Annotated in this window: 15 protein-coding genes and 2 pseudogenes; 12 read left to right on the top strand and 5 right to left on the bottom strand. The window is 70.8% G+C overall.

Annotation, left to right across the window (positions count from 1 at the left end):
* Window positions 1–95 precede the first annotated feature (95 nt).
* Both acs and ACFYOY_RS04125 read right to left on the bottom strand, forming a co-directional pair.
* Window positions 96–2057 carry an acetate--CoA ligase gene (acs, locus tag ACFYOY_RS04130; RefSeq protein WP_388584693.1) on the bottom strand — a complete coding sequence of 654 codons (1962 nt, stop codon included), beginning with the start codon at window positions 2055–2057 and terminating at the stop codon, window positions 96–98.
* A gap of 114 nt (window positions 2058–2171) precedes the next feature.
* A pseudogene (locus tag ACFYOY_RS04125) lies at window positions 2172–3161 on the bottom strand (carbonic anhydrase); the annotation flags it as partial.
* Window positions 3162–3681: 520 nt separating this feature from the next.
* On the opposite strand from ACFYOY_RS04125, the gene ACFYOY_RS04120 reads away from it, so the two are divergent.
* On the top strand, window positions 3682–4953 hold the full coding sequence (locus ACFYOY_RS04120) for a hypothetical protein (protein WP_351882084.1): 1272 nt from the start codon (window positions 3682–3684) through the stop codon (window positions 4951–4953).
* Here the strand turns inward: ACFYOY_RS04120 and ACFYOY_RS04115 are convergent.
* Window positions 4950–5954: an ATP-binding protein gene (locus ACFYOY_RS04115; RefSeq protein ID WP_388584690.1), complete on the bottom strand. Its 1005-nt coding sequence runs from the start codon at window positions 5952–5954 to the stop codon at window positions 4950–4952. The two genes, ACFYOY_RS04120 and ACFYOY_RS04115, sit on opposite strands and share 4 nt — an antisense overlap.
* Before the next feature lie 102 nt (window positions 5955–6056).
* On the opposite strand from ACFYOY_RS04115, the gene ACFYOY_RS04110 reads away from it, so the two are divergent.
* Complete coding sequence (locus tag ACFYOY_RS04110) at window positions 6057–6884, top strand: oxidoreductase (protein ID WP_351882080.1); 828 nt, start codon at window positions 6057–6059, stop codon at window positions 6882–6884.
* Between the two features lie 373 nt (window positions 6885–7257).
* Here ACFYOY_RS04110 and ACFYOY_RS04105 read toward each other — a convergent pair whose 3' ends face one another.
* Entirely contained in the window at window positions 7258–8094 is an 837-nt protein-coding gene (locus ACFYOY_RS04105; protein ID WP_351882078.1) for an HAD family hydrolase, read from the bottom strand.
* 453 nt (window positions 8095–8547) lie between these two features.
* Between ACFYOY_RS04105 and ssd the strand changes: the two genes are divergently transcribed.
* The 7 genes and pseudogenes from ssd to ACFYOY_RS04070 form a co-directional block, all read left to right on the top strand.
* On the top strand, window positions 8548–9657 hold the full coding sequence (gene ssd / locus ACFYOY_RS04100; protein WP_351882076.1) for a septum site-determining protein Ssd: 1110 nt from the start codon (window positions 8548–8550) through the stop codon (window positions 9655–9657).
* Window positions 9654–10820, top strand: a complete 1167-nt coding sequence (locus tag ACFYOY_RS04095) for a TadA family conjugal transfer-associated ATPase (protein WP_388584685.1) — start codon at window positions 9654–9656, stop codon at window positions 10818–10820. The genes ssd and ACFYOY_RS04095 overlap by 4 nt, the downstream gene beginning before the upstream one ends.
* Window positions 10817–11743 (top strand): type II secretion system F family protein, encoded by a 927-nt coding sequence (locus ACFYOY_RS04090; RefSeq protein WP_388584682.1) that lies wholly within the window; start codon window positions 10817–10819, stop codon window positions 11741–11743. Before ACFYOY_RS04095 ends, ACFYOY_RS04090 begins: the two co-directional genes overlap by 4 nt.
* Window positions 11733–12551: a type II secretion system F family protein gene (locus tag ACFYOY_RS04085; RefSeq protein ID WP_388584679.1), complete on the top strand. Its 819-nt coding sequence runs from the start codon at window positions 11733–11735 to the stop codon at window positions 12549–12551. Before ACFYOY_RS04090 ends, ACFYOY_RS04085 begins: the two co-directional genes overlap by 11 nt.
* Window positions 12552–12675: 124 nt before the next feature.
* Complete coding sequence (locus ACFYOY_RS04080; RefSeq protein ID WP_351882068.1) at window positions 12676–12873, top strand: DUF4244 domain-containing protein; 198 nt, start codon at window positions 12676–12678, stop codon at window positions 12871–12873.
* A gap of 226 nt (window positions 12874–13099) precedes the next feature.
* The gene (locus ACFYOY_RS04075; protein ID WP_351882272.1) at window positions 13100–13435 is read left to right on the top strand and encodes a TadE family type IV pilus minor pilin; all 336 of its coding nucleotides are present in this window, start codon (window positions 13100–13102) and stop codon (window positions 13433–13435) included.
* A pseudogene (locus tag ACFYOY_RS04070) lies at window positions 13432–13698 on the top strand (Rv3654c family TadE-like protein); the annotation flags it as partial. The gene ACFYOY_RS04075 and the pseudogene ACFYOY_RS04070, both read left to right, overlap by 4 nt.
* A 111-nt stretch (window positions 13699–13809) precedes the next feature.
* Here ACFYOY_RS04070 and ACFYOY_RS04065 read toward each other — a convergent pair.
* Window positions 13810–16266, bottom strand: coding sequence for a DEAD/DEAH box helicase (locus ACFYOY_RS04065; protein WP_351882066.1), 2457 nt, complete (start codon window positions 16264–16266; stop codon window positions 13810–13812).
* A 54-nt stretch (window positions 16267–16320) separates the two neighbouring features.
* Between ACFYOY_RS04065 and bldG the strand changes: the two genes are divergently transcribed.
* The 3 genes from bldG (at window position 16321) to ACFYOY_RS04050 (ending at window position 20398) form a co-directional block, all read left to right on the top strand.
* A complete protein-coding gene (gene bldG / locus ACFYOY_RS04060; protein WP_014061729.1) occupies window positions 16321–16662 on the top strand; it encodes an anti-sigma factor antagonist BldG in 342 nt (113 codons plus the stop codon).
* Window positions 16663–16754: 92 nt separating this feature from the next.
* Entirely contained in the window at window positions 16755–17183 is a 429-nt protein-coding gene (locus ACFYOY_RS04055) for an ATP-binding protein (RefSeq protein WP_093462922.1), read from the top strand.
* A 776-nt stretch (window positions 17184–17959) separates the two neighbouring features.
* Window positions 17960–20398: a sodium-translocating pyrophosphatase gene (locus tag ACFYOY_RS04050; RefSeq protein ID WP_351882064.1), complete on the top strand. Its 2439-nt coding sequence runs from the start codon at window positions 17960–17962 to the stop codon at window positions 20396–20398.
* Window positions 20399–20405: the final 7 nt, after the last annotated feature.

The raw sequence follows: 20405 nt of genomic DNA, 5'->3' as shown, positions 1-20405 counted from the left end.
GCCCCTCGCTCATGTGGTGCCTGGTGCTGATGTGGCGCTTTTAGTGCCTTTGGGTCTGTGGCGCCTGTGGTGTGCCGACCCTGGAGTGGGCCGGATCAGTCCTCGCTGGGGGCGGAGGGCAGCTTGCTCTGGATCAGCTCCATGACGGAGGAGTCGGTGAGCGTGGTGACATCGCCCAGCGCGCGGTTCTCGGCGACATCGCGCAGCAGGCGGCGCATGATCTTGCCGGAGCGGGTCTTGGGCAGCTCGGCCACCGGCAGGATCCGCTTGGGCTTGGCGATCGGGCCGAGCTGCTTGGCGACATGCGCCCGCAACTCCTCGACCAGGCCATCATCCTCGGCCGCGCCGCCGCGCAGGATGACGAAGGCGCAGATGGCCTGGGTGGTCTGCGGGTCGGTGGCGCCGACGACCGCCGCCTCGGCGACCTTGGGGTGCGAGACGAGCGCCGATTCGACCTCGGTCGTGGAGATGTTGTGGCCGGACACCAGCATCACATCGTCGACCCGGCCGAGCAGCCAGATGTCGCCGTCGTCGTCCTTCTTGGCGCCGTCGCCCGCGAAGTAGCGCTTGTCGAAGCGGGACCAGTAGGTGTCCAGGTAGCGCTGGTCATCGCCCCAGATGGTGCGGAGCATGGACGGCCACGGCTCGGTGAGCACCAGATAGCCGCCATGGCCGTTCGCCACCTCATTGGCCTCGTCGTCCACGACGGTGGCGGCGATGCCCGGCAGCGGGACCTGGGCCGAACCGGGCTTGGTCGCGGTGACGCCCGGCAGGGGGCTGATCATGATGCCGCCGGTCTCGGTCTGCCACCAGGTGTCGACGACGGGTGTGGTGTCCGCGCCGATGTGCTTGCGGTACCAGACCCACGCCTCGGGGTTGATGGGCTCGCCGACGGAACCGAGGATGCGCAGCGAGGAGAGGTCGAACTTGGCCGGGACGTCGTCGCCCCACTTCATGCAGGCGCGGATCGCGGTCGGGGCGGTGTACAGGAGGGTGACCCCGTACTTCTGGACGATCTCCCACCAGCGGCCCTGGTGCGGGGTGTCCGGGGTGCCCTCGTAGAGCACCTCGGTGGCGCCGTTGGAGAGCGGGCCGTAGACGATGTACGAGTGGCCGGTGACCCAGCCGACGTCCGCCGTGCACCAGAAGACGTCGGTCTCCGGCTTGAGGTCGAAGACGGCGTGGTGAGTGTAGGAGACCTGGGTGAGGTAGCCGCCGGAGGTGTGCAGGATGCCCTTGGGCTTTCCGGTCGTACCCGAGGTGTAGAGGATGAACAGCGGGTGCTCGGCGTCGAACGCCTCGGGGGTGTGCTGCTCCGGCTGGCGCTCCACGATCTCGTGCCACCAGACATCGCGGCCCTCGTGCCAGTCCACCTCCTGGCCGGTGCGGCGGACGACCAGCACACTGCGCACGTTCTCGGTGCCGGGCCGGGTGAGCGCCTCGTCGACGGCGGGCTTGAGCGCGGAAGCCTTGCCGCGTCGGTAGCCGCCGTCCGAGGTGATGATGACGCGGGCGTCGGCGTCCTGGATACGGGTGGCGAGAGCGTCGGCCGAGAAGCCGCCGAAGACCACCGAATGCGGGGCGCCGACACGGGCGCAGGCCAGCATCGCGACCACGGTCTCCGGGATCATCGGCATGTAGATGGCGACCCGGTCGCCCGACTGGACGCCCAACTCGGTCAGAGCGTGGGCCGCTTGGGAAACTTCCCGCTGCAGCTCGGCATAGGTGAGGGAGCGGGTGTCGCCGGGCTCGCCCTCGAAGTGGAGCGCCACCCGGTCGCCCAGACCGTTCTCGACATGCCGGTCGACGCAGTTGTACGCCACATTGAGCTTGCCGTCGGCGAACCACTTCGCGAACGGCGGGTTCGACCAGTCGAGTGTCTCGGTCGGCGCGGTCGCCCATGACAGCCGACGGGCCTGCTCGGCCCAGAAGCCCAGGCGGTCCGCCTTCGCCCGCTCATACGCCTCGGCCGTGACATTGGCGTTCGCGGTCAGCTCGGCGGGCGGCGCGAAGCGACGCTCCTCCCGAAGAAGGTTGGCCAGGCTCTCGTTACTCACGACATCTCCCATTCCCAGGGTGTCCGTTGTGTCCCAGGCCATAGCTCATCAGCCAACGGCACACCCTGACAAGGGCTGTCGCCGAAAATTGGTTTAGACCTGTCATGGTCTACGTCACCGCCCCAGCTCCAGGGCCCCCTGGACGGGGTAGCCTCCCCGCTCCGCGACGGCGGAATGACCGCTTCCGGCGTGGGCGGGGGACGGGGTGGCGAGGCAGGTGGGCATGGGCGCGCCATGGTCCGGACGGACGGGCAGGAATCTCCCCGAGCCCGTGTCCAGGACGTACGCCTGCGCCTCCGCCACGTGGAAATACATTCCATGCAGTGCCAGCCCGCCCTCCGCCACCCGCCGTGCCACACAGGCGTGGTCCATCAGATGGTCGAGCTGCTGTCTCACATTGACCAGCGCCAGCCGCTCCACATCGTCGACGATCGGCCGGCTCGACAGGGCGACCTCGCCGCGCCCCAGTCGACCGATCCGCTCCATCCGCGCCAGCGCCGGCCCGCCGTGGCGCAGCCAGCGCTCCAGCGGCGAGCGCTCCAGCGGCGAGCGCTCCAGTGGCGTCGGGGCCCCGCCGGCGGATGCCCCGGCCCCGGGCTGGGACGGTGTTCGGGTCGGCGCCGATGAGGCGAGCAGCGCATGCATCGCACCGCATCCGGAGTGCCCGCACACCGTGATGCTGCTGACCTTCAGCACCTCCACCGCATAGTCGATCGCCGCGCCCACCGAGTCGCAGGAGCCATCGGCGCCCGATGGCGGCACCAGATTGCCGACATTGCGCACGGTGAACAGGTCGCCGGGGCCGCTGGAAGTGATCATGCTCGTCACCAGGCGGGAGTCGGCGCAGGTGAGGAACAGCTGGCTGGGCCGCTGCCCCTCCCGTGCCAGCCGGGCCAGCTCGTCGCGGACCAGCGGTGCCGTATGGCGCTGGAACGCGCTCACCCCGCCGAGCAGCTGACCGCCTGCGTGCCCGTCGACGCCCGCGGCCGTCGGGGCGGGACGGGTGCAGTGGTGATCACGCCAAGATGTCCATGGCCGGCAGGCCCGGACGCCGCCGGCCTCCGCGAGCCGTCGTACCGACCGGCCATCGGCCGCCGCCCGCCCGGAGCCCGAGGGCCGGCGGAGCACCGTGAGCAGAGCGACCGCGAGGAGGGCGACCGTAAGGACCGCGGCGGCGACCATGAGACCGGTTCGGAGCGAGGCGCCGCAGGCCAATGCGATGCCCAGTGAGGCCGGGGCGACGACCAGTGAGAGGGGAGTGGCGAACAGGAAGAGGACGGCCGAGGCGGAGTGATCTCCGTGTCTGCGACGGGAGACCCGGCGGGTCCGGTCCAAGAGCTTCAACATTCCCGTCTCCTCCGGGGCTTCGGTCGCGGATAGGGGCGCGGCCGTGGGTCACGGCGTACTGCGGTACTGAATCCCAAGCGTTGGTAAATGAATAGTAATGCTGAGTAAAGTCGCTGGGAAGTCTTTTGGGTGGAAGTGGGTCGCTATTCGCCCTATGGGGTGAATAGTCATTTAAAACGCCTTGTCATCCTCTGTCCTTTCCTCGGTCCGTGCGAGGTTGGCTCCCATCCGGCCGGATCTCCTGGACACAGCGCGACACGAGGGACGAGGTGGCGGTATGCGGGCCAGAAGAAACGTCACTGCACTGCTGGCCACGGTGGTGGCGCTCTCCATGCCGGTCGGCTGCTCGGGGGACTCCGCCCAGACCCATGGACCGGGCGGCACCGCGGGCCCGCGCCACGACAGGGACGGCCCTCAGAAGGGTCCGGGGGCGCCGAACCACCCTGACAAGGCCCCCAAGGCGGTACGGCTCATCGGCGACGGATCGACCTCCGACACCGGCCCGCAGCCTTATCAGCCGAAGGCCGAGCGGCTTGAACCGGGCGAGAGACCACCGCAGTTCGTCGTCTTCTCCTGGGACGGCGCCGGTCAGGACAAACGCAAGCTGTTCTCCCACTTCCGCGCGGTCGGCAGGAAGTACGGGGCGACGATGACGTACTTCCTCAGCGGTGTGTACCTGCTGCCCGCGGAGAAGCGGTACCTCTACGATCCCCCCAGTCATCGGCGCGGCGCCTCGTCCATCGGCTTCAACGACGTCGAGGGCATCAAGGCCACGGTGGAGCAGCTCCGCGGCGCCTGGCTGGACGGCAATGAGATCGGCACCCACTTCAACGGCCACTTCTGCGGACGCAAGCGCGGAGTCGGCACCTGGTCGGCAGGGCAGTGGACCAGCGAGATCCAGCAGGCCGAGTCGTTCGTCGAGAACTGGAAGACCAACTCCGGTCTGGAGCACGAGAAACCGCTCCCCTTCGACTACGGCAAGGAACTCATCGGCGGCCGTGCGCCCTGTCTGGAGGGGCAGAAGAGGCTGATCCGGGCGGCCGCGAAGCTGGGATGGCGCTATGACGCGAGCTCGCCCGGCGGGCTGCAGATCTGGCCTCGCAAGATCCACGGCATCTGGGACTTCCCGCTGCAGCAGATCCCCGTACCGGGCCGCTCGTTCGAGACGCTCTCCATGGACTACAACTTCCTCGCCAACAAGCCGCGTAAGAAGGCGGGCAAGCGACCCAAGCGCTCCACCTGGGGCCGTCCGATGCGCGACGGTCTGCTCGCCGCCTTCGACCGGGCGTACGAGGGCAACCGGGCGCCGCTGTTCATCGGCAACCACTTCGAGTCCTGGAACGGCGGAACGTATATGCGCGCCGTGGAGGACGTCATCAAGGAGGTGTGCCCGCGCAAGGGAGTGCGCTGTGTCTCCTTCAAGCAGCTGGCCGACTGGCTGGACGCGCAGAACCCCGACATCCTCGAGAAGCTGCGGGTGCTGGACGTCGGGATGCGGCCGCCGGGCGGCTGGAAGAGCTACCTGGCCCCCGAGCCGGGCGTGTCCTAAGCGGGAGCGGGAGTAGCCGCCGAACCCTCCTCCGGCGCGAACTCCCGCAGCGCGAAGGCGGGGTCGACCTGGGCGGCCAGATCGGCACCCGTCTTCGCGTTTCCCCAGCTCTGCGCGTTCTTGAGGTGGAAGTGCACCATCTGACGGGTGTACCGCTGCCAGTCGCGCCGCTCGTACGAGGCATCCACCGCGTCCCGTAGAGTCCGCAGCGCGTCGCGGTTCGTACCCTCAAGCTCCTCGAACCGGGGCGCACGGCCCTTCTCCATCGCCCGGACCCAATCGGAGTGACCGAACGCGACCAGGAGGTCATCGCCCACCTCCGCACGGAGGAAGTCCAGGTCGTCCGGGCCCTGGACCTTGTTGCCGACCACCCGGAGTGCCACATCGAAGTCGCGGGCGTACTCCTTGTACTGGCGGTAGACGGAGACGCCCTTACGTGTGGGCTCGGCCACCAGGAACGTCATGTCGAAGCGGGTGAAGAGGCCGGAGGCGAAGGAGTCGCTGCCCGCCGTCATGTCGACGACGATGAACTCGCCGGGCCCGTCGACGAGATGGTTCAGGCACAGCTCGATCGCGCCGACCTTGGAGTGGTAGCAGGCAACACCGAGATCGGATTCGGTGAAGGGGCCGGTCGCCATCAGCCGCACCGCCCCGTCGTCGAGCCGCAGGGTGCGGGCGCATGCCTGGTAGATGGGGTTGTCCTCGCCGATCCGCAGCAGTCGCGACCCCTCGCCCGGCGGAGTGGTCTTGATCATGGTCTCGGTGGAGGCGATGCGGGGGTTCGTGCCGCGCAAGTAGTCCTTGATCAGCGTGAGATGGGCGCCCATGGCGGGCAGCGCGGCGGCCTCCGCCTCGTCGAGTCCGAGCGCCACGCCCAGATGCTGGTTGATATCGGCGTCGACGGCGACGACAGGGGCGTGAGCGGCGGCGAGGTGGCGGATGAACAGCGACGACAGCGTGGTCTTGCCGCTTCCACCCTTGCCTACGAAAGCGATCTTCATGTTCACCTAGCGTAGGTGAGTGATCGCGGACCATGCGGGATTTACGTGAAGAACACCACTCCAACGAGGGGCGCCCGGTGCGGTGTGCGTAGTGTCGTACTCATGAGTACGTCAGCTGATCCGCTCGCCGCCCTGGCCGCGCTGCCCGGTGTGGCCGAGTCCGTGAACGCCGTACGGAACGCGGTGGACCGGGTCTACGGACACCGGGTGATGCGCCGCCGCAGTAATGAGGTCACCTCCGAGGCGGCGTTGCGCGGGGCACGGGGCTCCGCCGCGCTGGCCGGTGCGGACTGGGCGCTGGAAGAGGTGCGCCGCCGTACGGACTTCGGGGCCGAGGGCGAGCCGCGCACGGTGGGGGCGGCGCTGCGGCTGACCGCCGAGGCGGGGCAGTTGCTGAGCATCTGGCGTCAGTCGCCGCTGCGCGTTCTGGCCCGGCTGCATCTGGTCGCGGCGGGCGGGGCGGAGGGAGATAAGGGGGTCGGACGCCCCCGGCAGTCGGGTGAGCCGGTGGATGAGCCGCTGATCGGGTCCGATCTGCCGCTGCCGGACGCGGACGAGGTGGCGGGGCGGCTCGATGGGCTGGCCCGGCTGCTGCTCACGGGCAGCGAGGCTCCGGCGCTGGTGACGGCGGCGGTGGTGCATGGCGAACTGCTCGCCCTGCGGCCCTTTGTCTCCCGCAATGGTCTGGTGGCTCGCGCGGCCGAACGGATCGTGCTGGTCGGCAGCGGTCTCGATCCGAAGTCGATCTGCCCGGCCGAGGTGGGGTACGCGGAGCTGGGCGTCGCGCCGTACATGGCGGCGCTGGAGGGCTATGCGTCCGGAACGCCGGAGGGCATGGCGGTGTGGATCGCACACTGCGGACGGGCGGTTGAACTCGGGGTGCGGGAGTCCACGGCGGTCTGCGAGGCCCTGCAGCGAGGGGCGGCGTGACGGTGGAGCGGGCCGATGCCGGAAGGGCGGGTCTGAGGCCGGAGGGGCGGTCTGAGGCTGGACGAGAGCAGCCTGACGCCCGACAAGAGTTGCGGCGGTACCCGTGGGCACCGCCGCTGGCACAGCTACCGGGTTACCATGCGTGCAATCTGATTCGCCCATCAGGTCGGGAACTTCTGCCCGTCACCTGGTGCGGCTGGCCCGTATTCGACGGGTCGACGTCGCGTGGGTGCTCAGCATCTGTGCTCGGTCCGTGGGGCCTTGGCGTCTGAGGGTTTCCTCCCGGATACCCCTGGTCTCGCGGGCCGTCGATTCCTTTGTACTCCTGCGAGAGGCCAAGCGGAACCCCTCACCGCAGATCTTTGCTGCACCCCTAAATGCGGGCATAAAGGGCGCGGCGTCGATTGGTGTACCACACCAGCCCGGCGGTGGCGGCGGCCGCGCCGACGGCCGCAGCCACGGCGAGCACCGGGCGAGGTGGCATGGAGAGTGAGGGCCTGCGCTGCTTCAGCCGGACCGGGCGGTTGAAGGAGAGCACCGGCCAGCCGCGGGCCGCCGCCTCGCGCCGCAGCGCCCGGTCCGGGTTGACCGCATGGGGGTGGCCGACCGCCTCCAGCATCGGGAGGTCGGTCGCCGAATCGCTGTAGGCGTAACAGCGTGACAAGTCGTAGCCTTCCGACTCCGCCAGTTCGGCGATCGCCTCCGCCTTGGTCGGGCCATAGGCGTAGTACTCCACCTCTCCGGTGAACACTCCGTCCTCGACGACCAAGCGGGTGGCCACCACCCGGTCCGCGCCCAGAAGCTCGCCGATCGGCTCGACCACCTCCGCCCCGGAGGTGCTGACGATCACCACATCGCGGCCGGCGATGTGGTGCTCCTCGATGAGCGAGGCGGCCTCGTCGTAGATGATGGGGTCGATCAGATCGTGCAAGGTCTCGGCGACGATCTCCTTCACCTGCTGGACATTCCATCCGCGGCACAGCGCCGATAGGTATGCGCGCATCCGCTCCATCTGGTCGTGATCGGCGCCGCCGGCGAGGAAGACGAACTGCGCATAGGCGGTACGCAGTACAGCGCGGCGGTTGATCAGACCACCCTGGTAGAAGGACTTGCTGAAGGTGAACACGCTTGACTTCGCAATGACCGTCTTGTCCAGGTCAAAGAAGGCGGCTGTCCGGGGCAAGGAGTGGTTTTCCACGACGCCGAGCATAGGGCCCACCATTCGGCGTAAGCTCAGGCGCGTGGGTTTGCCTGAGAAGGCTCTCGGGTACACCATGGAAGTCACGGATCGTTCGCGACCGTGCTAACCCGGCCCGACTCCTCCCCCCCCGAGTCGGCCGTGGGGACGACCCCCGCTCTCCCCCCCGGCGGGGGTCGTCGCATGTCCGGACGCATTTTCGGCGTTCTCACGGGATCTTGCTCCCCTCTCTCGGGCCGGTGTGGCCCCGCCTCTCCACAGCTTGAGCGGTAACCGTACGTAATCGCTAGGCTGCTCTCCGGAAGTCACTGCTTTAGGTGACTGGGATATTCACAAGTGATGAGTTGTCCACAGTTTTGGACCAAGATCCCCAAGATTTTCTGGATCGCAGCACGGTGATTCTCCGCGGTGCTCGCACTCGCTGTTCGCGGGAGTGAGAGCGCGTAACGGATATGGGAGGGGATCGTGACCGCATCCATCACACCGGAACGCCCTTCGGCGGCCGAAGGACAACGGGGCAGACCGCTCATCGTCACCGAGGACGAGGAGCTTCTCGACGATCTGCTGCGGCTGTGCGCGGCGGCCGGAGCCGAACCGGAAGTGGCACATGGCACGCTCACTCGCCGGGGCAGTTGGGAGGCCGCTCCGCTGATTCTGGTCGGCGACGACTCGGCCGCCCGGCTGTGCGACCGGGCCCGCAGAGAAGGGGTGCTGCTCATCGGGCGCGATCTGGACGACCACGGCATCTGGCGGCGGGCGGTGGCGCTCGGCGCGGACAACGTGGCGTTCCTGCCCGATGCCGAGACCTGGCTGGTGGACCGGATCGCCGATGTCGCCGAGGGTGTGGGCCGGCAGGCCCTGACCATCGGGGTCATCGGCGGCCGCGGCGGCGCGGGCGCCTCCACCCTCGCCTGCGCTCTGGCGGTCACCGCGGCCCGCTCCGGTCGGCGGACCATGCTGATCGACGGCGATCCGCTGGGCGGCGGGCTCGATGTGCTGCTCGGCGGCGAGGGCGCCCAGGGGCTGAGATGGCCCGCCTTCGCCGAGTCGCGGGGGCGGGTCGCCGGAAGCGCTCTGGAGGAGTCGCTGCCCGAGCTGCACGCGCTGCGGGTGCTCAGCTGGGACCGCGGCGATTCGGTCGTCATCCCGCCCTCCGCGATGCGGGCGGTGCTGGCCGCGGCCAGGCGGCGCGGCGGGGTCGTCGTGGTGGATCTGCCGCGCCGCGTCGACGACGCGGCGGCCGAGGCCCTGGCCCAGATCGACCTCGGACTGCTGGTCGTCCCGGCGGAGCTGCGAGCGGTCGCGGCCGCCCACCGGGTGGCGTCCACGGTGGGCATGGTGCTGCGGGACCTGCGCGCGGTCGTGCGGGGCCCGTGCGGGCCGGAGCTCGGCGACGAGGAGATCGCGGGGCTGCTCGGGCTGCCGCTGGCCGGACAGCTGCCACCGGAGCCCGGTCTGGCGGACGCGTTCGAGGGCGGGGAGCCCCCGGGCGGCAGCCCCCGCGGACCGCTCGGCCGGTTCTGCGCAGAGTTCTGGGCGCGTGCGCTCGCCGACGAGGGGGGTGTCACCGCATGAGCGTCGTATCGCCGGATCTGCTGGACGCGGTGCGGCTGCGGCTCGCCGGGAGCGGCGCGGAGCCCACGCCCGCCCGGGTGGCGGCGGCCCTGCGTGAGCAGGGGCGGCTGCTCGGCGACACCGAGGTGCTCGGGGTGGTGGAGGCGCTGCGCTCGGAGCTGGTCGGCACCGGGCCCCTGGAGCCGCTGCTGGCCGCCCCCGATGTCACGGACGTCCTGGTCACCGCCCCCGACGAGGTGTGGGTGGACCGGGGTTCGGGGCTGGAGCGTACGACCGTCGCCTTCGCGGACGCGGCCGCCGTGCGCAGGCTCGCGCAGCGGCTCGCCGCGGTGGCCGGGCGGCGGCTGGACGACGCCCGGCCGTGGGTGGACGCCCGGCTGCCGGATGGGACACGGCTGCATGCGGTGCTCCCTCCGGTCTCGGTCGGCTCGACCTGTCTGTCGCTGCGGGTGGTGCGCCCCCGGGCGTTCTCCCTCGCGGAGTTGGAGGCGGCCGGTACGGTGCCGGCGGGCGGCGCGCATCTGCTGCGGGCCATGCTGGACGCCCGGCTGTCCTACCTGATCAGCGGCGGCACGGGCTCGGGCAAGACAACGCTGCTGAGCACCCTGTTGGGGCTGGTCGGCCCGCAGGAGCGGATCGTCCTCGCCGAGGACTCGGCAGAGCTGCGGCCCGACCACCCGCATGTGGTCCGGCTGGAGACCCGCCCGGCCAACCAGGAGGGCCGAGGCCAGGTCACCCTGCGGGATCTGGTGCGGCAGGCGCTGCGGATGCGCCCCGACCGGCTGGTGGTCGGGGAGGTGAGAGGCGCCGAGGTCACCGATCTGCTGGGGGCCTTGAACACCGGCCATGAGGGTGGCTGCGGCACTGTCCACGCCAATACGGCGGCCGACGTTCCCGCGCGGCTGGAGGCGCTCGGCTCGACCGCGGGTCTGGACCGGGCCGCGCTGCACAGCCAGTTGGCGGCGGCCCTGTCGGTCCTGGTCCATCTGGTGCGGGACCGCGGCGGGCGGCGCAGGATCGCCGAGCTGCATGTGCTGGACCGGGACCGGGCGGGCTTCGTCACGACCGTCCCCGCGGCTGTCTGGAGCCCGGAGGGCTTCGAACGGGCGGCGGGCTGGCAGCGGCTCCAGCGGCTGTGCGCACGGACCGGAGGCGCGGCATGAGGGGCGCGGGAGCGGACCAGGGGGCGCTGACGCTGTGCGCCGCGATGCTGTGCGCGGTGGCGGCCGCCTGGCTGCTCGCCGGGCGGGACCGGGAGCTGCGCCGGGTAAGGGTGCTGTTCGCGGGCGGCGGACCCGTCGAGCCGACGGGACCCGACCCGGTGCGGCGGCTCTCCGAGACGGCCGCCTGGCTGCGGGAGCGATGGCGAGTCGGGTACGGCGGGCGGATGGGGCGTGAGCTGCTGTGTCTGCCGGTCGGATGTGTGATCGCGCTGCTGGGCGCGTCGGTTCTGCCGCTGCTCGGGGCGGTGGTGGCCACTCCGGTCGTCGGCCGGTGGCTGCGGTCCCGGCGGCGCGAGCGGGACCGTGTGCGGCGCGCCGCCGGGGTGATCGACCTCTGTGCCACCGTGGCGGGCGAGCTGCGGGCCGGGCGGCATCCCGGCGAGGCGCTGCTGGCGGTGGACCCGGGGCACCTGAGGGAGCGTTGGGGGCTGGTGACGGCCGCGGCCCGATTCGGCGGTGAAGTGCCGGACGCGCTGCGGAGGGTGGCCCGGCTGCCAGGTGCCGAGGGGCTGACCGGGGTCGCGGCCTGCTGGCAGGTGGCGGTCGACGAGGGAGCGGGGCTGGCGGCCGGTCTCGACCGGGTGGCAGCGGCGCTGCGTGCCGAGCGGGACCAGCGGGAGAGCCTGGACGCCAAGCTGGCGGGGGCCAAGGCCACCGCCGTGGCGCTGGCGGTGCTGCCCGTCGTCGGGCTGGTGCTGGGCGGGCTGCTGGGCTCCAATCCACTGCATGAGCTGCTGCACACCCCGACCGGGCTGAGCTGTCTGCTGGTGGGCGGCCTGCTGGAGTGGGCGGGCCTGGTGTGGACCGGCCGGATGGTGCGGGTGGCGCGTGAGCCGGGGCGGCCGGTGGCCGATGAGCGCTGAAGTTGTCCACAGCCTGGGGATTTTGCTGTCCTTCCTGGCGGCGGCCGTGTGCACGCTGATGGCGATGGTCGAGGCCCATCGGGGGCGAGGCGCCCGACGACGGCTGGCGGCGGTGCTTCCGGGCGCGGAGGGCCGGCGGCCGAGGAGGGCCCGGCCGTGGCGGCGCCGGCGCGCCGGGGGCACTGCGGGCGCGCTGCCCCTCTGGGCCGCGCCGGGTGGCGCTGTGACGATCGCCGTCGTCCTCGTCGGAGGGCCACCGGGGTGGGTGCTGGGCCTCGCCGCGGCCTGGGGCCTTTGGCGGTGGCAGCGGCACCGCCGCGCGACGGTCGGGCGCTCCGGCCGTGACCGGCACCTCGAGGCCCTCACCGCGCGCCAAATCCCGCTGGCCGCCGATCTGCTGACCGCTTGCCTGGCGGCCGGAGCGGGCCCGCAGAAGGCGGCGGAGGCGGTGGGAGGTTCGCTCGGCGGTCCGGTCGGCGAGCGGCTTGCCCAGACCGCGGCGGAGCTGCGGCTGGGAGGCGAACCCGCTCACGCCTGGGGGCGCATCGGGGCTCTGCCTGGAGCGCAGAGGCTGGCGCGCGCCCTGGAACGCGCCGGGACAACGGGCGCTCCGGCGGTGGAGCCGGTGTCCCGGTTGGCGGCCGAATGCCGGTCCGCGCAGGCGCGGGAGGCGACGAGACGGGCCGACCGCACCGGTGTGCTGGTCAACGCACCGCTCGCGGGCTGCTTCCTCCCCGCGTTCCTGCTGGTCGGCCTGACCCCGGTGATGATCGGGCTGGCCCGCGGCCTGACGGGGGACGGCCCATGAACACCGGCGAGACCACCAATCACACCAGCACCAACCACCTCAGCGAACGACAGCGGCACGACAACAGAACGACGAATGACGAACCGCGGTCAGTGACACCGCGAACAGGGACAAGGGGGCCGACATGGTGAAGCAGTGGTGGGTACGGCGGTACGCGGCGGCGCGTGCGAAGGCCGATACGGGCATGGCCACCGCCGAGTACGCGATGGGAACGATCGCGGCATGCGGTTTCGCCGCGGTGCTCTACAAGGTGGTGACCAGCGGGACCGTCAGCGGCGCGCTGCAGTCGGTCATCGGACGGGCGCTCGATGCGCAGTTCTGAGGCGCCGGGGACGGCGGAGCGGACGGGCCCGCGCGCCAGGAGCGGCGCGCGGGGCGTCCCAGGGCTCGGGGGGCTCCCAAGGCTCCGGGGCGTCGCGAGGACCCCGAACCTCCAGAGGGTCCAGGGCGTCCCCAGGGCCCGAGACGTCCTAGGACGCCGGGGTGTTCCAAGAACCCAGCGCACGGGGCGGGACAGCGGCTTCGTCACGGCGGAGGCGGCCGTCGGGCTGCCGGTGCTGGCGCTGTTCGCCCTGATGTTGATCTGGGGGCTGATGGCCGCGGCCGCGCAGCTTCAGTGCGTGGACGCGGCCAGGGCCGGGGCGAGGGCGGCGGCGCGTTCGGAGCCGAGGGCGGACGCGATGGCCGCCGCCCGCTCGGCCGCACCCGATGGAGCGCGGGTCGAGCTGTGGCAGGAGGGAGACCTGGTGCGGGTGCGGGTCCGGACCCACGCCGCCGGTCCCGGTCCGCTGGCGGTGAATCTGCGCGGCGAGGCGGCAGCGCTCGCCGAGGACGCGGTGGGCGCGGTGGATGCGGGCGGTGCGGCCCGGGAGGCGGTCCCGTGAGAAGGGCGGACGACCGAGGGTCGGCCACGGTCTGGGCGGCGCTGGCCGCGACGGCCCTGTGCGCGGTGTTCGCGGCCGTACTGGCGGCCGGGCAGGCCATGATGGCGCGCCATCGGGCGGGCGGAGCCGCCGATCTGGCGGCGCTCGCGGCGGCGGACCACGGTCTGGAGGGGGCTCGTACGGCTTGCGGTCTCGCCCGACGGGTGGCCTCCGCCCAGGGGGCGCGCGTGGTGCGATGCGCCCTGAGTGGTGAGATCGCGGATCTCACGGCGGAGGTGCGCACCGGCCCGTTCACCCACCGGGCCAGGGCGCGGGCGGGGCCCGCGGGCACCCCCGTCACCAGCCCGCCGTCGGTGCCGGGAGGTGGGGAGCGCTCATTCGGCGGCCGGCGGCTGCTCCGGGGCCCCGGCGAGCAGGGTCGTCAGCAGGCGGATGGCGGCCTTCTTGTCCAGCGGGTCGTTGCCGTTGCCGCACTTGGGCGACTGGATGCAGGACGGGCATCCCGCCTCGCACTCGCAGGCGGCGATCGCCTCGCGGGTGGCCGCCAGCCAGCGGGCGGCCGTGTGGAAGGCACGCTCGGCGAAGCCCGCGCCACCCGGATGCCCGTCGTACACGAAGACGGTCGGCAGCAGCGTGTCGGGGTGCAGCGGGATGGACACCCCGCCGATGTCCCAGCGGTCACAGGTGGCGAAGAGCGGCAGGATGCCGATCGAGGCGTGCTCGGCGGCGTGCAGGGCGCCGCCGAGGGCCTGGGGGTGCACCCGGGCCTCCTCGAGCTGGTCGTCGGTAACCGTCCACCACACGGCCCGGGTGCGCAGGGTGCGCGGCGGAAGATCGAGCTTGGACTCGCCGAGGACCTCACCGGTGATCAGCTTGCGGCGCAGAAAGGAGACGACCTGGTTGGTGACCTCGACCGAGCCGAAGCACAGCCGCGCGTCCCCCCAGGGGATCTCGGTGGTGGTCTCCAGGATGGAGATCGCCGTGGTGTCGCGGGCCGTGGTCGAGTAGGGCGGAGCGGCCTCCTCCACCAGGGCGACCGAGTCGTCGAGGTCGAGCTGTCTGACGAGATAGCTCCGGCCCTGATGGAGGTGGACGGCGCCCTCGTGGACGGTGGTGTGGGCCGCCGCGGCGTCCACAGTGCCCAGCAGTCGCCCGGTGGCCGCCTCCACGACCTGGACCGGGCTGCCACCCGCCCCGCGGATGTCGGTGAGGTCGGCGGCACGCTCACGGCGGGTCCAGTGCCAGGCGGTCGCCCGGCGCCGCAGCAGCTTGCGCTGCTCCAGCTGCGGCATCAGCTCCTCGGTGGCGGGGCCGAAGAGCTCCAGGTCCGACTCGGTGAGCGGAAGCTCCGCCGCGGCCGCGCACAGATGCGGCGCGAGGACGTAGGGGTTGTCCGGGTCCAGGACGGTGGACTCCACCGGCTGCCGGAAGAGGGCGTCCGGATGGTGGACGAGATAGGTGTCCAGCGGGTCGTCCCGGGCGACCAGGATCGCCAGGGCCCCTTCGCCGGTGCGCCCGGCCCGCCCCGCCTGCTGCCACAGGGAGGCGCGGGTGCCGGGGTAGCCCGCCACGACCACGGCGTCCAGCCCGGCGATGTCCATCCCCAGTTCCAGGGCGGTGGTGGCGGCGAGCCCCAGCAGCTCACCGGAGTGCAGGGCCCTCTCCAGGGCGCGGCGCTCCTCGGGGAGATAGCCGCCGCGATAGGCGGCGATCCGGTCCGGCAGCGAGCGGTCCACCTCGGCGAGCCGCTCCTGGGCGATGAGCGCGATGAGCTCCGCGCCCCGCCGGGAGCGCACGAAGGTGACCGTACGGACGCCCTGGACGGCCAGGTCGGTGAGCAGGTCCGCGGACTCGGCCGTGGCCGTGCGGCGCACAGGGGCGCCCTGCTCGCCGTGGAGTTCGGTCAGCGGCGGCTCCCAGAGGGCGAAGACGACCTCGCCGCGGGGCGAGCCGTCCTCGGTGATCTCCACGACGGGCACGCCGGTCAGCCGGCTCGCGGCGACCGCCGGATCGGAGGCGGTGGCCGAGGCGAGCAGGAACACGGGCGAGGAGCCGTAGCGCGCGCAGACGCGGCGCAGCCTGCGCAGCACCTGGGCCACATGGGAGCCGAAGACACCCCGGTAGGTGTGGCATTCGTCGATCACCACATAGCGCAGCGCGCGCAGGAAGGAGGACCATCTGGGATGGCCGGGCAGGATGCCGCGGTGGAGCATGTCGGGGTTGGTGAGCACATAGTTCGCGTACTGGCGTACCCACTCGCGCTCCTCCACGGGCGTGTCGCCGTCGTAGACCGCCGCCCGGACGCCGGTGCCCAGCGGGGCGGTGAGGCCGGCCACCGCGCGGCGCTGGTCGGCGGCCAGCGCCTTGGTGGGGGAGAGGTACAGGGCGGTCGTCCCCCGCCCGTTGGGCTCCTCCGAGCCATCCAGCAGGGTGCTGAGGACGGGGGCCAGATAGGCGAGGGACTTGCCGGAGGCGGTTCCGGTGGCCACGACCACGGAATCCCCGCGCAGCGCGTGTTCGGCCGTACGCGCCTGGTGGGCCCACGGGCGATCGATGCCGGCCGCGCGAATGGCGTTGATCACCTCCGGCCGGATCGCCGAGGGCCAGTCGGCATGGGTTCCCGGACGCGGGGGCAAGTGCTCCGTATGAGTGATGCGCGCGCCCCGGCCCGCCCCGGTGCTCAGCCGACCGAGGACGGCCCGGGGTGAGGGGCGTATGCCCGCCTGCCGCGGGATTTGGTCGTGGGCCATCGACACCGAGTGTGTCACTGGTCTGACGGACAATGGTCTCAAGGCGTCGTGCACGCCTGCTGGTAAGTGATTGAATGCCATCGCGGCTGCCGATCCATGGGGGGCGACCGCTCGATGCAAGGTGCTGGAGGATCCGTGGACCTGTCCCTGTCGACTCGGACCGTCGACGACCGCACGGTCGTCGAGGTCGGTGGCGAGATTGATGTATACACCGCGCCCAAGCTGCGCGAGCAGCTGGTCGAGCTTGTCAACGACGGCAACTACCACCTGGTCGTCGACATGGAGGGCGTCGACTTTCTCGACTCCACCGGACTCGGCGTGCTCGTCGGCGGGCTCAAGCGAGTGCGGGCCCACGAGGGCTCGCTGCGCCTGGTTTGCAACCAGGAGCGCATTCTGAAGATCTTCCGCATCACCGGCCTGACCAAGGTGTTCCCGATTCACACCTCGGTCGAGGACGCTGTCGCGGCGACCGACTGACAAGATCGCCGAAGGAAGATACAGAAGGGGGTTCCGGGCGGTGTACGCCCGGCCCTCCCGACAAGCACGCCCATACGCCCGAGGGGGATGGCATGGCCACCGTCGAACTCCGCTTCAGCGCGCTGCCTGAGCACGTCAGGACCGCTCGTCTTGTCGCGGCCGCCGTGGCGCGTCGGGCGGGGGTGGATGAGGCCGTGCTCGACGAGGTGCGGCTCGCGGTCGGCGAGGCGTGCACGCGTGCGGTCGGGCTCCACCTGAGCAATGGGGTGGAGGCACCGGTGCGGGTGTCGCTGACCGAGGAGGAGAAGAAGTTCTCCATCGAGGTCGGTGACGAATCCCCGACCTCGGCGGCCCTGGCGTCCGGCTCCCATCCGGAGATGGACGACGAGGCCGAGGGCGAGGACGAGATGGGTCTCGCCGTCATCAGCGGGCTCGTCGACGATGTCGAGGTGACGACCAGCGAATCCGGTGGAGTGATCCGGATGAGCTGGCCGACGTCACCCCAGCCTCTGGTGTCCTAAGCCCCCACCGCGCCGGGCCCTGCCCCAGCGTGCCGGGTACTGCTCGCAGTGGGCTGTGTTCTGCTCGCGGTGGGTTGTGTCCTGCTCCCGTTGGTCGGTCCTGCTCGCAGTGGGCTGGTTCTTGCCCCAGCCGGTTCGGGTCCTGCCACGTCCGGCTGCGTCGTGCTCTTCGGTTCGGGCTCCGCTCGCGCCGGATTGAGTTCTGTTCGCACAGGCTGCGTCCTGCTTGCGCCGGGCACGCCCTCTCAACCCCGGCTCGGGGCCGGGAGTGGCCTCGCTCGTCCTGATCGCCGAACTGGGTCCCTCGTGAGGGTCATCTGTCCGTCATCCCTCTCCCGACCCGCAAGGCCCGCTGGAACCCTCCGGACCGGCCGTCTCATGATCGCCGGTCTGGCTTTTGGCATGCCCGCGCCCGGTTGGCGGCATGGCCCCGGCGCACCTCTCGGCGCGCGCTTTTTCGATCTCTGGCTTAGGCTCTGAACAGCGCTTTTACCGGCGACGCAAGACTGCCGTCAGATCATTTATATAGATCATTTATAGAGATCATTTTACATCCGTCAGTAAATTGTCGACCTTCCTTCTTCCGAAGGAATTCATACCGCCAAACCAATTGATCTTCGCTGGTGCGGGCGAATTCCCATTCCGGCGCCCTGTTTTGATCGTGTGACGCTCCCTACAATCCGTCCACATCTCGAGCTCAGGACGCCTGAGCGCGGCGGCTCTTCTGCGGTCGCAGAACTGCTGCGCGCCCATGTGCCAAACGTCAAGGAGGACGAATGGCGGGGCCTCTCACCCCTCATCAGCTGGACCTCACCCCAACCCTGGCCGCCGCAGAGCTGACCGACGACAACCGTGTGATCGTGCTGGTGATCGCCGCCGTCGCGGTCGCGGCGCTCGCGGTCGCGGTGGTGCTGGTACGACAAGTCCTCGCGGCGGGCGAGGGCACGGACAGTATGAAGAAGATCGCCGAGGCCGTTCAGGAAGGCGCCAATGCCTATCTGGCCCGGCAGCTGCGCACCCTCGGTGGATTCGCCGTGGTGGTGTTCTTCCTGCTCATGCTGTTGCCGGCGGACGACTGGCCGCAGCGCATCGGGCGTTCGGTGTTCTTTCTGATCGGTGCGGCATTCTCGGCCGCCACCGGCTATATCGGGATGTGGCTCGCGGTGCGCAGCAATGTGCGCGTCGCCGCCGCCGCCCGTGAGGCCACCCCCGAGCCCCCCACCACACCCGTCAATGGCGATTCGGCCGCTTCCGCACCCGGTAAGCCGAGCGTGGATCTCACGGCCGTCTCGCACAAGGCGATGAAGATCGCTTTCCGTACCGGCGGTGTGGTGGGCATGTTCACCGTGGGCCTCGGACTGCTGGGCGCCTCCTGCGTGGTGCTGGTCTACGCGGCCGACGCGCCCAAGGTGCTGGAAGGCTTCGGGCTCGGCGCCGCGCTGATCGCGATGTTCATGAGGGTCGGCGGTGGCATCTTCACCAAGGCCGCCGACGTCGGCGCCGACCTCGTCGGCAAGGTCGAGAAGGGCATCCCCGAGGACGACCCGCGCAACGCCGCCACCATCGCGGACAACGTTGGCGACAACGTCGGTGACTGCGCCGGTATGGCCGCCGACCTCTTCGAGTCGTACGCCGTCACCCTGGTCGCCGCGCTGATCCTCGGCAAGGCGGCCTTCGGCGACGCCGGGCTCGTCTTTCCGCTGCTCGTTCCGGCCATCGGCGTGGTCACCGCCATGATCGGGATCTTCGCCGTGTCCCCGCGCCGCGCCGACCGCAGCGGAATGAGCGCTATCAACCGCGGCTTCTTCATCTCCGCCCTGATCTCGATGGCACTGGTGGCGGTCGCGGTCTTCATCTATCTGCCGTCCAGCTACGCGGATCTCGACGGCGTCACCAACCGCGAGATCCTCGGCCACAGCGGTGACCCGCGGGTCCTCGCGCTCGTCGCCGTCGCCATCGGCATCGTGCTGGCCGCGCTCATCCAGCAGCTCACGGGCTACTTCACCGAGACCACCCGGCGTCCCGTGCGGGACGTCGGCAAGACCTCGCTGACCGGCCCGGCCACGGTCGTGCTCTCCGGCATCTCGCTCGGTCTGGAGTCGGCCGTCTACTCGGCGGTGCTGATCGGGCTGAGCGTCTACGGTGCCTTCCTGCTCGGCGGCACCTCGATCATGCTGGCGCTGTTCGCCGTCGCGCTCGCCGGTACCGGCCTGCTCACCACGGTCGGTGTGATCGTCGCCATGGACACCTTCGGTCCGGTCTCCGACAACGCCCAGGGCATCGCGGAGATGTCCGGCGATGTCGAGGGCGCGGGCGCGCAGGTGCTCACCGACCTCGACGCGGTCGGCAACACCACCAAGGCGATCACCAAGGGCATCGCCATCGCGACGGCGGTGCTCGCCGCGGCCGCGCTCTTCGGCTCGTACCGCGACGCCATCGCGGAGGCCGTGAGCGATGTGCACACCTCCGTGGCCGGGGAGATGAATCTGAGCCTGGACATCTCGCAGCCCAACAACCTCGTGGGCCTCGTCCTCGGCGCCGCCGTCGTCTTCCTCTTCTCCGGGCTGGCGATCAACGCGGTGTCGCGATCGGCCGGAGCGGTGGTCTTCGAGGTGCGGCGGCAGTTCCGCGAGAAGCCCGGGATCATGAACTACAGCGAGAAGCCCGAATATGGCCGGGTCGTCGACATCTGCACCAAGGACGCGCTGCGCGAGCTGGCCACACCGGGTCTGCTCGCCGTCCTGGCGCCGATCGCCGTCGGCTTCACCTTCGGGGTCGGCGCGCTCGGCTCCTTCCTGGCGGGCGCGATCGGCACCGGCACACTGATGGCCGTCTTCCTCGCCAACTCCGGCGGTGCCTGGGACAACGCCAAGAAGTTGGTCGAGGACGGTCATCACGGCGGTAAGGGGAGCGAGGCGCATGCCGCGACGGTGATCGGCGACACGATCGGCGATCCCTTCAAGGACACCGCGGGCCCCGCGATCAACCCGCTGCTGAAGGTGATGAACCTGGTGGCACTGCTGATCGCCCCCGCGGTGGTGAAGTTCTCCTACGGGGGCAACGCCAGCCCTGGGCTGCGTGCGGTCGTCGCCGGGCTCGCCGTCGCGATCATCGTGGCTGCGGTCTACATCTCCAAGCGGCGCGGAATCGTCGTAGGTGACGAAGACAACTCCGAGCGCGTGGCGAAGTCAGCCGACGCGGCGGTGGTGTCCTAGCCCCGGA

Source organism: Streptomyces sp. NPDC007875 (genome assembly GCF_042868035.1).
Classification (GTDB): Bacteria; Actinomycetota; Actinomycetes; order Streptomycetales; family Streptomycetaceae; genus Streptomyces; species Streptomyces antimycoticus.
The sequence above is the reverse complement of the archived record's forward strand: the minus strand, read 5'-3'. Positions and strand labels throughout refer to the sequence as shown.